This window comes from Pseudomonas sp. (assembly GCF_049300855.1).
Taxonomy (GTDB): Bacteria; Pseudomonadota; Gammaproteobacteria; order Pseudomonadales; family Pseudomonadaceae; genus Aquipseudomonas.
In genome coordinates, this window is the sequence record NZ_JBAQKH010000054.1 from 499443 (window position 1) to 513176 (window position 13734).

The 13734-nt window shown below is 57.6% G+C and carries 15 protein-coding genes; 6 read left to right on the forward strand and 9 right to left on the reverse strand.

Translation table 11 applies throughout. The features are described 5' to 3' along the window. Positions 1-95 precede the first annotated feature (95 nt). Positions 96-797 (forward strand): lipoate--protein ligase family protein, encoded by a 702-nt coding sequence (locus tag WA225_RS27460; protein ID WP_422610369.1) that lies wholly within the window; start codon positions 96-98, stop codon positions 795-797. A 10-nt stretch (positions 798-807) separates the two neighbouring features. Here the strand turns inward: WA225_RS27460 and crp are convergent, their stop codons facing one another. Further along, positions 808-1452 (reverse strand): cAMP-activated global transcriptional regulator CRP, encoded by a 645-nt coding sequence (gene crp, locus WA225_RS27465; RefSeq protein WP_401244222.1) that lies wholly within the window; start codon positions 1450-1452, stop codon positions 808-810. 237 nt (positions 1453-1689) lie between these two features. Between crp and WA225_RS27470 the strand changes: the two genes are divergently transcribed. After that, a complete protein-coding gene (locus WA225_RS27470) occupies positions 1690-2112 on the forward strand; it encodes an OsmC family protein (RefSeq protein ID WP_007941657.1) in 423 nt (140 codons plus the stop codon). Between the two features lie 239 nt (positions 2113-2351). Further along, entirely contained in the window at positions 2352-3146 is a 795-nt protein-coding gene (speD, locus tag WA225_RS27475; protein ID WP_422610370.1) for an adenosylmethionine decarboxylase, read from the forward strand. 118 nt (positions 3147-3264) lie between these two features. On the opposite strand, the gene coq7 is transcribed toward speD, so the two are convergent. The 6 genes from coq7 to hemJ form a co-directional block, all read right to left on the reverse strand. Beyond that, entirely contained in the window at positions 3265-3912 is a 648-nt protein-coding gene (coq7, locus tag WA225_RS27480) for a 2-polyprenyl-3-methyl-6-methoxy-1,4-benzoquinone monooxygenase (RefSeq protein ID WP_422610371.1), read from the reverse strand. Positions 3913-4045: 133 nt separating this feature from the next. Then, positions 4046-4384, reverse strand: coding sequence for a histidine triad nucleotide-binding protein (locus WA225_RS27485; RefSeq protein WP_003228789.1), 339 nt, complete (start codon positions 4382-4384; stop codon positions 4046-4048). Positions 4385-4465: 81 nt separating this feature from the next. Continuing rightward, positions 4466-5254: an SDR family NAD(P)-dependent oxidoreductase gene (locus WA225_RS27490; RefSeq protein WP_422610372.1), complete on the reverse strand. Its 789-nt coding sequence runs from the start codon at positions 5252-5254 to the stop codon at positions 4466-4468. Between the two features lie 61 nt (positions 5255-5315). Then, positions 5316-6266 carry a DUF805 domain-containing protein gene (locus tag WA225_RS27495; protein ID WP_422610373.1) on the reverse strand — a complete coding sequence of 317 codons (951 nt, stop codon included), beginning with the start codon at positions 6264-6266 and terminating at the stop codon, positions 5316-5318. A 76-nt stretch (positions 6267-6342) separates the two neighbouring features. Then, positions 6343-7314: an NAD(P)H-dependent flavin oxidoreductase gene (locus tag WA225_RS27500; RefSeq protein WP_422610374.1), complete on the reverse strand. Its 972-nt coding sequence runs from the start codon at positions 7312-7314 to the stop codon at positions 6343-6345. Positions 7315-7347: 33 nt separating this feature from the next. Continuing rightward, positions 7348-7776, reverse strand: coding sequence for a protoporphyrinogen oxidase HemJ (gene hemJ / locus WA225_RS27505; RefSeq protein ID WP_422610375.1), 429 nt, complete (start codon positions 7774-7776; stop codon positions 7348-7350). A 133-nt stretch (positions 7777-7909) separates the two neighbouring features. Here hemJ and argC point away from each other — a divergent pair, with 133 nt between their 5' ends. After that, positions 7910-8944 carry an N-acetyl-gamma-glutamyl-phosphate reductase gene (argC, locus tag WA225_RS27510; RefSeq protein ID WP_422610376.1) on the forward strand — a complete coding sequence of 345 codons (1035 nt, stop codon included), beginning with the start codon at positions 7910-7912 and terminating at the stop codon, positions 8942-8944. A 168-nt stretch (positions 8945-9112) separates the two neighbouring features. Beyond that, complete coding sequence (gene erpA / locus WA225_RS27515) at positions 9113-9463, forward strand: iron-sulfur cluster insertion protein ErpA (protein WP_008077999.1); 351 nt, start codon at positions 9113-9115, stop codon at positions 9461-9463. Positions 9464-9538: 75 nt separating this feature from the next. On the opposite strand, the gene WA225_RS27520 is transcribed toward erpA, so the two are convergent. After that, positions 9539-10630, reverse strand: a complete 1092-nt coding sequence (locus tag WA225_RS27520; protein ID WP_422610377.1) for an anhydro-N-acetylmuramic acid kinase — start codon at positions 10628-10630, stop codon at positions 9539-9541. Between the two features lie 3 nt (positions 10631-10633). Beyond that, positions 10634-12058, reverse strand: a complete 1425-nt coding sequence (locus WA225_RS27525; RefSeq protein ID WP_422610378.1) for a peptidoglycan DD-metalloendopeptidase family protein — start codon at positions 12056-12058, stop codon at positions 10634-10636. A gap of 212 nt (positions 12059-12270) precedes the next feature. On the opposite strand from WA225_RS27525, the gene tyrS reads away from it, so the two are divergent. Further along, positions 12271-13470: a tyrosine--tRNA ligase gene (tyrS, locus tag WA225_RS27530; RefSeq protein ID WP_064119296.1), complete on the forward strand. Its 1200-nt coding sequence runs from the start codon at positions 12271-12273 to the stop codon at positions 13468-13470. The last annotated feature ends 264 nt before the right edge of the window (positions 13471-13734 follow it).

The following is a 13734-nucleotide window of genomic DNA, read 5'->3' on the forward strand; positions in this document are numbered from 1 at the left end:
CTCCCACAATGGAATGCATTTCCCCTGTGGGAGCGAGCTTGCTCGCGAAGAGTCCCTCAACATCCCTAAAGATTTAAGATCTGCCGGAGTGCTCAATGTCGCTGCCAACCCCCCTGACCATCGAAGCCGGCCTGCAAGCCGAACAGGATCTGCTGGCCTCGGTCTGCGCCGGCGACACAGAATTCGGCCTGCTGTTCTGGCAACCCAGCGATCGCGCGTTGGTCATGCCGCGCCGCCTCAATCGCCTCCCGGGTTTCGACCATGCCTGCGAAGTCTCCGCCGCCGCCGGTTGGCCGGTTCTGTTACGTGAAACCGGCGGCGAACCCGTCCCGCAATCAGCCGCGACTATCAATATCGCTCTGGTCTACGCGCCACCGCGCAGCGAAGGCGATCTGAACCGCATCGAAACCGGCTACCGGCGTCTGTGCGATCCGCTCTGCCAGTTGCTGGATGAGTTGGGCGGTACATCATCGTTGGGCGAAATCGACGGCGCCTTTTGCGACGGTCGTTTCAACGTCAATCTCGACGGACGGAAAATGGTCGGCACCGCCCAGCGCTGGCGTCAGAGCCAGGGCGGACAACGTCCGGTCGGCCTGGTGCACGGGGCAATGCTGATGGATGACGAGCGCGAATCGATGGTCGCGGCGGTCAATCGTTTCAACGAGGCATGCGGACTGGAGCAGCGGGTGAGGGCGCAAAGCCACATTGCCCTGCATGAGAAATTCAACGCGCCACATGCCTTGGCGCGTCTCGATGAGCTGTTTCGTCTGATGCTGGCGCAGATGTACAGCGCCTGACGTTACCGGTTTACCGCGTGCCGAAGACCACCATGGTTTTGCCTTTCACATCGACCAGGTTGCGTTCCTCAAGATCCTTGAGCACGCGACCGACCATCTCCCGTGAACAGCCAACAATCCGCCCGATTTCCTGACGCGTCACTTTGATTTGCATGCCGTCCGGGTGGGTCATTGCATCTGGCTGTTTGCACAACTCCAGCAGGCAACGCGCTACGCGACCGGTCACATCAAAGAACGCCAGATCGCCGACTTTGCGTGTGGTATTGCGCAAGCGCTGTGCGATTTGTCCGCTGAGCACGTAAAGAATGTCCGGATCCTGCTGCGACAATTCGCGGAACTTGGTGTAGCTGATTTCCGCGGTTTCGCATTCAACCTTGGCCCGCACCCAGGCGCTGCGTTCTTGCTCCTGGCCGGCTTGTTCGAACAGGCCCAGTTCGCCAAAGAAATCCCCGGCGTTGAGGTAGGCGATGATCATCTCGCGACCATCGTCGTCCTCGATCAGGATCGTTACCGAACCCTTGATGATGAAGTACAACGTGTCCGAGCGATCACCTGCACAAATGATGTTGCTCTTGGCCGCATGGCGACGGCGCTGACAATGCATCAACAGCTTGTCGAGGTTCTTGATTTTGGGTGTGGGGGTAATAGCAACCATGGTTGTATCCCGAAAAGACTGCACGGTGATGTTTGGTTTTTTTATGAGGCGCTGAAGGCGGTCGCTGCACAGCTGGCATGGGCGCCAGCGAATTGGCGCCAGCTTAACAGACACTTCGTCGAAAATTCGAGAAATTACCTACGTCGTAGAGGCATCCGTCCTAGGATCAGCGCTCGCTGTCAGGCCGGGGCGCTGTGCTAAGCTGGCGACCCTTTTTTCTACAGTGGAGTCTTGGCGATGAAGGCACGCATCCAATGGGCTGGCGAAGCCATGTTCCTCGGCGAATCCGGCAGCGGTCATGTCGTGGTGATGGACGGTCCGCCGGACGCCGGTGGTCGTAATCTGGGTGTTCGCCCGATGGAAATGCTCTTGCTCGGTGTCGGCGGTTGCAGCAACTTTGACGTGGTCAGCATCCTCAAGAAGTCCCGTCAGGCCGTTGAAAGCTGTGAAGCCTTCCTCGAAGCCGAGCGCGCGACCGAAGATCCGAAGGTGTTCACCAAGATCCACATGCACTTTGTGGTCAAGGGCCGTGGCTTGAAAGAAGCTCAGGTCAAGCGTGCCATCGAGTTGTCTGCCGAGAAGTATTGCTCAGCCTCGATCATGCTCGGCGCGGCTGGCGTAGCGATTACTCACGACTACGAAATCATCGAACTCGGTTGAACCGACATTCAACTATCATAAAAGCAGTGCAGACTCTGGCGATCCCCCCGCTGACGTCTGCATAATGCGCCACTTTTTTTCAGGGCAGTGATCGGTCAGCCGACAGGTCAGCCGCCTGAACAGATAACCAAAATCGCCATCGCGAAGAGGTGTTAACCGTCCTACGCAGGTGCGTTGTTCGCACTTGACGGGCATGCTTGATCACGCGGCTGCGCCGCATACATAGAGAGTTTTTAACGGTGAAAAGCAAACTCAAGCTCCACGGGTTCAATAACCTGACAAAGACCTTGAGCTTCAACATCTATGACATCTGCTACGCGGAAACCCCGCAAGACCAGCAGGCTTACGTCGAGTACATCAATCAAGAGTACAACGCGAAACGCCTGACGCAGATTCTCACAGAAGTTGTCGAGATCATTGGTGCCAACATCCTGAATATTGCCAGTCAGGACTATGAACCTCAGGGCGCCAGCGTCACGATTCTGATTTCTGAAGAGCCGGTAACCCCGACTGAAAGCCAGATCGAAGAATCGCCGGGCCCGTTGCCCGAAATTATCCTGGCCCACCTCGACAAGAGTCACATCACGGTGCACACCTACCCGGAAATCCATCCGGACGACGGTATTGCAACTTTCCGTGTGGACATCGACGTGTCGACTTGTGGTGTCATCTCACCGCTGAAAGCGCTCAATTTCCTCATTCACCAGTTCGATTCGGACATCGTGACTGTGGATTATCGTGTGCGTGGCTTCACCCGTGACGTTGAAGGCAACAAGCACTTCATCGACCACGAGATCAATTCGATCCAGAACTACCTTTCCGAAGACACTCGCGACGCGTACCAGATGACCGACGTGAACGTGTACCAGGAAAACCTGTTTCACACCAAAATGCTGCTGAAGAACTTCGAACTGGATAACTACCTGTTCGGCGACGCCACCAGCAATCTGTCCCCCGAGCAGCGTGCTCTGGTGACCGACCGGGTGAAGCACGAAATGCTCGAAATCTTCTATGCGCGCAACATGCCGACCTAAGATTCCCGCACACAAAAAAGGCGACTGTCTCAGGACAGTCGCCTTTTTTATTGTTGAAACAAAGACCCCTGTGGGAGCTGGCTTGCCAGCGATGGGGCCCTGTCCGGCAATACACTTCTCAAATCCGATAAGTACTCTTGGTCATCACCTTGGCCAAAATACTCATCCCGAACTTCACCGGCGCCGGAAAACGAAACCCTCCAGCTTCCAGCGCACTCTGCGCATGATGTTCTTCATCAATACGCATCTGCTCCAGAATTGCCCGGGACTTTTCGTCCTCGGCCGGCAACTGTTCCAGATGTTCATTCAAGTGTTTGCACACCTGATGCTCGGTCGCTGCGACAAACCCGAGGCTGACCTTGTCGCTGATCAACCCGGCCACTGCGCCAATTCCGAACGACATGCCATAAAACAGCGGATTGAGAATGCTGGTATGGCTGCCCAACTGATGGATGCGCTGTTCGCACCAGACCAGATGATCAATCTCTTCTTCGGCGGCGTGCTCCATGGCTTCGCGAACCTGGGGCAGCCTGGCGGTCAGCGCCTGTCCCTGATACAGCGCCTGGGCGCAGACTTCACCGGTGTGGTTGATACGCATCAGGCCGGCGACGTGGCGGGTGTCTTCGTCGCTCATTTGCGTGTCCGGCTGCAGAATCGCTGGCGACGGACGGTACGGCTGACCACTGAAAGGCAGCAGGGTACGCATCGCGGCATCGGCTTGCAGCAGAAGACGGTCAATTGGCGAGTAGTGACGTTGGGTAGTCATGCTGACCTCCGGGAAGAATCTCGGCGGCCAGTTTAACCGAATCGGCCGCAGAAGGTTTGCGCTGGGTCATTTGCTTCGCGGTGATGCTTTTTGTGGGAGCGAGCCTGCTCGCTCCCACAGGGTGGGTGTGCCCTTAGCCCGGAGGCCAGTTCATCTGGCGTTGACCGAGTACGTGCATATGAATGTGGTAGACGGTTTGCCCACCTTTCTCATTGCAGTTCATCACCACGCGGAAACCTTCTTCGCAGCCCAGTTCCAGTGCCAGACGCTGCGCAGTGAACAGGATATGCCCGGCCAGTGCCTTGTCGTCCTCAGTCAGGTCGTTGAGCGTGCGCACCGGTTTCTTCGGGATCACCAGGAAATGCACCGGTGCCTGAGGGGCGATGTCGTGGAAGGCCAGAACCTGGTCATCCTCGTAAATGATCTTGGCCGGGATTTCCCGGTTGATGATCTTGGTGAACAGAGTATCCACTGCTGTTTTCTCCGTTGTTTGGGCTGGTCTGAGTGTACTCAGGGCGGCTTGTCCCGCCCAGTGTTTTACCTGTAGGGCATTTCAGCGCGGGCAGTAAGCCTTGTTGACCATGCCGACGATGGTGCGGTTGAGCCAGCGCGAACCCAGCCGCGGCAGGAACGCGAACCAGCGATTGCGTCGTCCCGGAATGATGATTGCGCGGTTTTTGTCGAGGGCGCGCACGGTATACAGCGCGACTTCCTCGGGGCTCATCAGCATTTTGCTGGCTTTGAGTTTGTCGCTGTTGAGTTGCGCGGTGCGGAAAAATGCCGTGCGGGTCGGGCCTGGGCAGAGCACCGAAACCTTCACCGCACTTTGTTTGAGTTCAACCCGCAAGGCTTCGGAGAAGTGCAGCACATACGCCTTGCTGGCGTAGTAGGTGCTCATCCACGGGCCGGGATTGAACGCGGCGACCGAGGCAACGTTGAGAATCTGCCCGCCACCCTGTAGCGCCATGCTATTGCCGATGGCGTGGCACAAGCGGGTGAGGGCGAGGATATTCACCTCGATCAGATCCTGCTCGGTCATCCAGTCCTGCGCGAGAAACGGGCCACAGGTGCCGATGCCGGCGCAGTTCACCAACAGGTCGATCTGGCGGTCACCTTCTTCCAGCTCCAGTAAAAAGCCGGACAGGCGTAACGGTTCGCCCAAATCACAGGCGCGGAACAGTACCTCGACGCCAAAGCGCTGGGTCAATTCGATCGCAATGCTTTCCAGCTGATCACGCTGTCGGGCCACCAGAATCAGGCTGCGGCCACGCCGGGCCAACGCTTCGGCCATGGCCAGGCCGATGCCGCTGGAAGCGCCGGTGATCAGTGCGTAACGGGTCATGCAATTCTCCATCGCAACAGCTCCGCGCCGGCGACGCGGGTGTCACGGCGGGGAGCGCTGTTCATTCTTTCGCAGAGTCTACAGGGGCCTGCGCCGCTTCGGCGGCCTCGTCGGCGGAATCCGCTGGCGTTTCGACCTCTACTTCGACTTCGTCAGTGGTCACCGAGCCACTTTCATAGCTGCTTTCCAGATTGCTTTCGTATTCCTGCTGGATGGCGGAAATGCCGCCGAGCATGCCGCCGGCAAATACCAGCGCAAAAAACACGATCCACAGCGAGCACAGCACTTTCACCGCGGTGCTGTTCGGCGGAGGGGGAGGGCCGTAGCGATTGGCGCCGCTATTGCCCGGTACGACCATGATCACCAGCGGAAAGAAACTGCCCACGAACGGTACAAGGTTCAGCAGCCAGAGCCAGCCCGACCAGCCGATATCGTGCAAGCGCTGGACGCTGAACAGAATGCTGACAATCAGGAAGCCGATAAACAGGAAGAAGGCGAAGATCCCGCCGATGATCAAGCCAGTGGTGGAGTCGCCACTGACCAGGCCAAGCGCCATCAGGGCGAATATCCCGACAATGGGTAGCGTGACCAGGCTCAGCACCATCGTCCAGGCGAGAAAGCGCAGACGACCGATGCGGCCTTCGACGCTGAATGGCTTGAGTGTGGCGAACGCCGGCAGCTGTTCCCCGACACTGGCGCGAGGCGGCGCATACGGTGACTCCGGTTCTGCCACGACAGTGGTGTGTTCCTGGACGTCCGCCAGATTCAGTTCGATCGCCGTCTCGGCTTCAATGCGCGCATCAATCCCGGTTTTGCTCAGTGCTTGCAGGTAAGCCTGCGCATCGCTGTGGGACAGGTCGCGTTTGAGTGCCACGGCGCGGCCATTGAACAGGCGTTCGATGGCGGCCACGTCACTTTTGAACAGGTCAGCCAGATTGAGCTTGGCCGTGGTGATATCGACGCCGGGCTGCAGAGCACCGTCGAACACGATCTTGTAACGGGGTTCGCTCATTACCGAGGCATCCTTGTCGCGAGTGGGTTGAAAGGTTGTCAGTGTAAGGCCAGCCTTGGGTCGACTGGCCTGGTTTTTATCCGCGCGGCCAGTGTTTTGGCAATTGTGCTGCGCGTTCCTGGGCTTGCCGGTATTCAGCGTCAAGGCGCGCGATCAGTTGATCGACGCTCGGCAGATCCGTGATGTCGCCAACCCCCTGGCCTGCCGACCACACAGTCTTCCACGCTTTGGCTTCGTCATTGATCGGTTTGAGCTTGTCGCCGAAATTCACTTCGCCTTTGCCTTGCAGGGCCGCCAGATCGAAGCCGGCCGCTTCCAGGCTCTGACGCATGAAACTGGCCGGTACACCCGACACTGCAGGAGTATGGATGATGTCGGCCGCTTTGGCTGTCAGCAGCATCTGCTTGTAAGCGTCAGGCGCATGACTTTCAGTCGTACCGATAAATCGCGTGCCGAAGTAGGCCAAATCCGCGCCCAACAGCTGAGCAGCCAAGATCTCATGGCCGTGGTTCAGACATCCTGCAAGCAATAACGTTTTGTCGAAGAACTGACGGATCTCGGCGATCAGGGAAAAAGGACTCCAGGTGCCGGCATGACCGCCGGCGCCGGCGGCGACCGCGATCAAGCCATCGACGCCAGCCTCGGCGGCTTTCTCGGCATGACGACGTGTTGTCACGTCGTGGAACACCAGTCCGCCGTAGCTGTGTACGGCATCGACCAGCTCTTTCACCGCACCAAGGCTGGTGATGACGATGGGTACCTTGTGTCCGACGCAGATGTTCAGGTCTGCCTGCAAGCGCGGGTTGCTGTTATGGACGATCAGGTTCACCGCATAAGGCGCCGGATTGTCCAGTGTCGCCAGGCCCGCCTCGATCTGCTCCAGCCAGGCTTTGAAGCCGCTGCTTTCGCGCTGGTTCAGTGCCGGGAAGCTGCCGACCACGCCATTGCGGCAGCAGGCCAGAACCAGTTCCGGATTGGAAATCAGAAACATCGGCGCCGCCACCACAGGCAGGCGCAGACGTTGTTCGAGCAGAGCGGGCAGCGACATTATGAACACCCCAAAGATCGGTACTTGTTGAAGTTAGAACGGCTTGACCACGACCAGAATTACGATAGCCAGCAATATCAGAACCGGCACTTCATTGAACCAGCGATAAAAGACATGGCTGCGGGTGTTCTCGCCACGGGCGAAACGTTTTACTTGCGCGCCGCACATATGGTGGTAACCGATCAGCAAGACGACCAGTGTCAACTTGGCGTGAATCCAGCCACCCGTGCTGAAGATGCTCGGGTTGAGATAGATCAGCCAGCCGCCGAAGATCAGCGTCGCAATCATCGCCGGGCCCATGATGCCGCGATACAACTTGCGCTCCATGACGCTGAAGCGTTCCTTGCTGATCGTGTCCTCGCTTTGCGCGTGATAAACGAACAGGCGCGGCAAATAGAACAGGCCGGCAAACCAGCAAACGACGCTGACAATGTGAAAAGCTTTGATCCATAGATAGAGCATTTTTAGTTATTCCAGATTCACGGTACCCCGGATAGTAGAGGCTTGAGCGTCCGCACGTCACCTTGACGGTTGTCGCAGGGCCGCGCGGCCCCTATTATCGACGGCTTTCCAGTGGGTTCTTTGAGGGCAGGTTATGGTCAAGGTCGGTATCGTCGGCGGCACGGGTTACACCGGTGTCGAACTGCTGCGTCTGTTGGCGCAGCATCCGCAGGCAGAAGTGGCTGTCATCACTTCCCGATCCGAGGCCGGTCTGGCCGTGGCTGACATGTACCCGAACCTGCGCGGTCACTACGACGGCCTGGCCTTCAGCGTGCCGGACATCAAAACCCTCGGTGCTTGCGACGTGGTGTTCTTCGCCACGCCGCACGGTGTCGCGCACGCCTTGGCCGGTGAATTGCTGGCGGCGGGCACCAAGGTCATCGACCTGTCGGCAGACTTCCGTCTGCAAGACGCTGACGAGTGGGCCAAATGGTACGGCCAGCCGCATGGCGCGCCAGAGTTGCTGGATGAAGCGGTTTACGGTCTGCCGGAAGTCAATCGCGAGCAGATCAAGAAAGCTCGGCTGATCGCGGTGCCGGGTTGCTATCCAACCGCTACACAGCTGGGCTTCCTGCCTTTGCTGGAAGCAGGTCTGGCCGATACTTCACGTCTGATCGCCGACTGTAAATCCGGTGTCAGCGGCGCTGGTCGCGGTGCGGCTGTAGGCTCCCTGTACTCCGAGACGTCGGAAAGCATGAAGGCCTATGCGGTGAAAGGTCACCGTCACCTGCCGGAAATTCGCCAGGGTCTGCGTCGTGCCGCGGGCAAGGACGTGGGGCTGACTTTCGTTCCACACCTGACGCCGATGATTCGCGGCATTCACTCCACGCTGTATGCAACCGTGGTTGATCGCTCGGTGGATCTGCAGGCGCTGTTTGAAAAGCGTTACGCCAACGAACCGTTCGTCGATGTGATGCCGGCCGGTAGCCATCCGGAAACCCGTAGCGTGCGCGGTGCCAACGTTTGCCGTATCGCTGTTCACCGTCCGCAGGATGGCGATCTGGTGGTGGTGCTGTCGGTGATCGATAACCTGGTCAAAGGCGCGTCGGGGCAGGCGGTGCAGAACCTGAACATCCTGTTCGGTCTGGACGAGCGCTTCGGCCTGTCCCACGCCGGTATGCTGCCGTAACACTTTAAGCGGTACAGCAAAAAGGCCCGATAATCGGGCCTTTTTGCATTCTGAACAGCTCGTCGGCTTTATTGATATACCGTAACAATAGTTGACCGATTTTCTCGGACAAGCGGATAATGCGCGTCATCACGCATTATGGCGGCGTAACGCCGGGAGATAATCAGCATGAGCGTCGAATCCTTCACCCCCACGGCTTTGCAATTCACCCACGGTGCCGCGCACAAGGTGAAGAGCCTGGTCGATGAAGAGGGGAATGATCGCTTGAAGCTGCGCGTATTCGTTACGGGCGGCGGTTGTTCAGGGTTTCAGTACGGTTTCACCTTCGATGAAGACGTGGCCGAGGACGACACCATCGTCGAGCGCGAAGGCGTGAGTCTGGTGGTTGATCCGATGAGCTTCCAGTACCTGGCCGGTGCTGAGGTGGATTATCAGGAAGGTCTGGAAGGTTCACGCTTCGTGATCAAGAATCCGAATGCCACCACGACGTGTGGTTGCGGGTCGTCGTTCTCGATCTGATCGTACTTCGCTGCAGATAACAAAACGCCGCAGAGCCTTACGGTTCTGCGGCGTTTTTTGTTGCCCGGGTTTTGTTCAGTTGGGGTAAATAGCGCCGAGTACGCGCAGACCGATGGCGCCGGTGACGCTCGGTCGGTTGGCGGCGATGCCTTCGAGGCAGCAATGGGCGAGCCAGGCGAAGGCCATGGCTTCAACCCAGTCCGGATCAACACCGTGGATCGCAGTGCTGGCGACCGTGGTGTTCGGCAGCAAGTCGGCCAGACGCTTCATCAGCGTAGCGTTGTGCGCGCCGCCACCGCAGACCAGCAATTGTTGAGTAGCGGATTGGGCGCTCTGCAGCGACTCGACGATGGTCAGTGCGGTGAGTTCGAGCAGCGTGGCCTGCACGTTTTCAGGTGCGAAGCTGGGTAGTTGCGCAAGGTGCCGTTCCAGCCAAGAGAGATTGAACACCTCGCGGCCGGTACTTTTCGGCCCTTTGGTCACGAAGAAGGGGTCGCTGAGCAGGGTTTTCAGCAGCGTTGGTTCGATCGCTCCGCTGGCGGCCCATTGGCCGTTGGGATCGTAGTTTTCACCGCGTTGCTGGTGAATCCACGCATCCATCAGAACATTCCCCGGGCCGCAGTCGAAACCGGCTACAGGCTTGGTCGGCTCAATCAGACTGAGATTGCTGAAACCGCCGACATTCAAGACCGCCTGGTTACCGGTACGCTCTTCGAATAAAGCTTCATGGAAGGCTGGAACCAGTGGCGCGCCTTGACCACCCGCTGCGACGTCACGGCTGCGGAAATCACTGACGACAGTAATGCCCGTCAATTCGGTCAGCAGGGCAGGGTTGCCGATCTGCACAGTAAATCCGCGTGCCGGCTCATGGCGAATCGTCTGGCCGTGGCTGCCGATCGCACGGATGGCTGCTGGGGTGAGTTGCTGCTGATCGAGCAGTGTTCGGATGCCCTGTGCGGCGAGATCAACCCAATGCTGTTGGGCAATTGCTGAGCGGGCGATTTCGTCAGGGCCGCTGGCGCACAAGCCAAGCAGCTCGGCGCGCAGGGATTCAGGCATGGGAATGTAATGCGTGGCGAGCAGTTTGATCGCCGAGGTTTGTTCGATCAGGGCAATGTCCAGACCGTCGAGGCTGGTGCCGGACATTACGCCTATATACAGGGACATGGCTTAACGCTTGCTCGAAGCCAGCATGGTGGCCTTCTCTTGATCCATGCGCGCCATCAGCGGTTGGCTCTGTGCGAGGAAGCGAGCGCGTTCGGCCTTGGCAATCGGATCAGCCATTGGCAGCTTCTGGCCCAGCGGGTCGACGTGGACACCGTTGACCTGGAACTCATAGTGCAAGTGCGGCCCGGTGGACAGCCCGGTGGTGCCGATGTAACCAATCACTTGGCCTTGCTTCACGGTACCGCCAGTCTTCACACCTTTGGCAAAGCCTTGCATGTGGCCATACAGCGTGCGGTAGGTATTGCCGTGCTGGATAATCACGGTGTTGCCGTAGCCGCCACGACGTCCGGCCAACAGCACTTTACCATCACCGGCAGCCTTGATTGGCGTACCGCGTGGCGCCGCATAATCGACGCCTTTGTGAGCACGGATTTTGTTGAGGATCGGGTGTTTACGGCCCATGGAGAATTTCGAACTGATGCGGGCGAAGTCCACCGGTGTACGGATGAACGCCTTGCGCATGCTGTTGCCGTCAGCGGTGTAGTAGCTGCTGTTGCCTTGCTTATTGGTGTAACGCACGGCGGTGTAAGTCTTGCCGCGGTTGGTGAAGCGGGCGGAGAGGATAGGGCCCGTGCCGACGGCTTTACCGTTGACGACCTTCTGCTCGTAGATCACATCGAATTCGTCGCCTTGGCGGATGTCCTGAGCGAAGTCGACGTCGTAGCCGAAGACGCTGGCCATATCCATTGTCAGGCTGTGGGAGAGGCCTGCGCGGGCGGCGGACTGCGACAGCGAGCTGTTGATTACGCCGTGTACATAAGCCGTACGAACCGTAGGTTTGGCCGTCACCCGGTTGAACGCATAACCCTTGTCATTCTTGGTCAGGGTGATTGTTTCGACGTCGCTGACCTTGCTGTGCAGGCTGGTCAACTGGCCTTCAGGACTGAGTTCGAATTCGAGTTTCTGGCCATGCTTCAGTTGGCTGAACTGCTTGGCTTGTTTGTCGCTGGCCAATACCTCATGCACGGCAGCGGCCGGAAGACCGACCTTTTCGAACAGAGTGGACAGCGTATCGCCCTTCGAAACGATGACTTCGCGGTGGCCGGGAGTTTTTGGTTTTTCAGCAACCAGAGCGGGTGCTGGCGCGGCTTCAGCCGTTTCGGAGGTGTTGTCGTCCGCATTTTCGATCTGGGCAAACGGTGAGGCTACTGGCTCATTTGTGGCTTGAGCGGCATCAGCAGCGTCTTGATCTTGTGTCAGTTGTTCAGCAGGACTTTCCAGTTCCAGGCTCAGGGTCGTCTTTTTGGCTTCAACATCACTGGAAGGGAATACCAGTAGCGCCAGGCTGAGAAGGGCGGCGATTCCACTTGCGGCGAGCAGGTGGGTCTTCGGGTAAAGCGGGGGCGCTTTAGACGGTTCTGTGGTCATAAGTAATTTTGACTTTGAAAAATGATGAATTGGAAAAGATGAATGACATGATGAAGATGAAATAACTGTATAAAATATAACCAAATCATCTCTGAAGCAAGTCTACAGACATCACGTCTGTGGATTGGTGTCCGTGCGCCGGGCAAAACTTGTAATTGGTGCGCGATCTTGTATGGTTGGTTCCCTTTGAATCTGAGCCTTGCGGGTCTGTTATGAAGTCGGTTGAAGAGCAGCTAGCGCTGATAAAACGTGGTGCGGAAGAACTATTGGTCGAGTCCGAGCTCATCGAGAAGCTCAAGCGCGGCCAGCCGCTGCGTATCAAGGCTGGTTTTGATCCAACCGCTCCGGATCTGCACTTGGGTCACACGGTGCTTATTAATAAGCTGCGTCAGTTCCAGGAGCTGGGGCATCAAGTGATCTTCCTTATAGGTGACTTCACCGGGATGATCGGTGATCCGAGCGGCAAGAGCGCCACGCGTCCGCCGCTGACTCGCGAGCAAGTTCTGGAAAACGCCGAGACCTACAAGACTCAGGTGTTCAAGATTCTCGATCCGGCGAAAACCGAAGTCGCGTTCAACTCCACCTGGATGGATCAGATGGGGCCGGCTGACTTCATTCGCCTGACTTCGCAATACACTGTCGCACGCATGCTTGAGCGCGATGACTTCGACAAGCGCTACACCACCAATCAGCCGATCGCTATTCACGAGTTCCTCTATCCGCTGGTTCAGGGTTACGACTCGGTGGCGCTGCGTGCGGACGTCGAGCTGGGCGGCACCGATCAGAAATTCAACTTGCTGATGGGGCGTGAACTGCAGCGTGGTTATGGTCAAGAAGCGCAGTGCATTCTGACCATGCCGTTGCTCGAAGGTCTGGATGGCGTGAAGAAGATGTCCAAGTCGTTGGGCAACTATGTCGGCATTCAGGAAGCGCCGGGTGTCATGTACAGCAAGCTGGTTTCGATTCCAGATGCGTTGATGTGGCGTTACTTCGAACTGCTCAGCTTCCGCTCGATGGATGAGATCAATGCGCTGCGTGCCGATGTAGAGGCAGGTGCCAATCCGCGTGACGTCAAAATCAAGCTGGCGGAAGAGATCGTTGCGCGTTTCCATGGTGAAGAAGCTGCGGCCAATGCTCATCGTGCGGCGGGTAACCGCATGAAGGATGGCGAGCTGCCGGATGATCTGCCAGAGATCGAGCTGGCCTCCACTGAAGACATGCCGATCGCGGCTGTCCTTAATAAGGCAGGCCTGGTCAAGAACTCTGCGGCGGCACGCGACCTGTTGGCGTCCGGCGGTGTGCGTGTTGATGGTGAGGTGGTTGATCGCTCCTTTATATATGTACTGGGTGCGACCCACGTTTGCCAGGCGGGCAAGAAGGCATTTGCACGTATTACGCTCAAATCCGAATAAAGCTGAAAATAAGGGTTGACGGCGAATTTCAGATGTCTATAATTCGCCCCACTTCCGGCGCAGTCGAAACGGAAAACTCCTTGAGATTCAATGAGTTATGTAGGTTTCGGCGGCAGGTTGCTTCAGTTCATCGAAGTCGAAAGGAAGTTGAAAAAGAGGTGTTGACAGCAGCGTGTAACGCTGTAGAATTCGCCTCCCGCTGACGAGAGATCTGAAGCGCAAGTGGTTGAAGTTGTTGAGGAATTCTTCGAAAACTTCTGAAAA

Excerpts from the sequence above, each read along its gene's own strand:
- WA225_RS27470 (WP_007941657.1), top strand. The coding sequence starts at position 1,690 with ATGAAGGCACGCATCCAATGGGCTGGCGAAGCCATGTTCCTCGGCGAA.
- WA225_RS27460 (WP_422610369.1), top strand. The coding sequence starts at position 96 with ATGTCGCTGCCAACCCCCCTGACCATCGAAGCCGGCCTGCAAGCCGAA.
- tyrS (WP_064119296.1), top strand. The coding sequence starts at position 12,271 with ATGAAGTCGGTTGAAGAGCAGCTAGCGCTGATAAAACGTGGTGCGGAA.
- WA225_RS27525 (WP_422610378.1), bottom strand. The coding sequence starts at position 12,058 with ATGACCACAGAACCGTCTAAAGCGCCCCCGCTTTACCCGAAGACCCAC.
- WA225_RS27490 (WP_422610372.1), bottom strand. The coding sequence starts at position 5,254 with ATGACCCGTTACGCACTGATCACCGGCGCTTCCAGCGGCATCGGCCTG.
- coq7 (WP_422610371.1), bottom strand. The coding sequence starts at position 3,912 with ATGACTACCCAACGTCACTACTCGCCAATTGACCGTCTTCTGCTGCAA.
- WA225_RS27495 (WP_422610373.1), bottom strand. The coding sequence starts at position 6,266 with ATGAGCGAACCCCGTTACAAGATCGTGTTCGACGGTGCTCTGCAGCCC.
- erpA (WP_008077999.1), top strand. The coding sequence starts at position 9,113 with ATGAGCGTCGAATCCTTCACCCCCACGGCTTTGCAATTCACCCACGGT.
- WA225_RS27520 (WP_422610377.1), bottom strand. The coding sequence starts at position 10,630 with ATGTCCCTGTATATAGGCGTAATGTCCGGCACCAGCCTCGACGGTCTG.
- WA225_RS27500 (WP_422610374.1), bottom strand. The coding sequence starts at position 7,314 with ATGTCGCTGCCCGCTCTGCTCGAACAACGTCTGCGCCTGCCTGTGGTG.
- hemJ (WP_422610375.1), bottom strand. The coding sequence starts at position 7,776 with ATGCTCTATCTATGGATCAAAGCTTTTCACATTGTCAGCGTCGTTTGC.
- argC (WP_422610376.1), top strand. The coding sequence starts at position 7,910 with ATGGTCAAGGTCGGTATCGTCGGCGGCACGGGTTACACCGGTGTCGAA.
- crp (WP_401244222.1), bottom strand. The coding sequence starts at position 1,452 with ATGGTTGCTATTACCCCCACACCCAAAATCAAGAACCTCGACAAGCTG.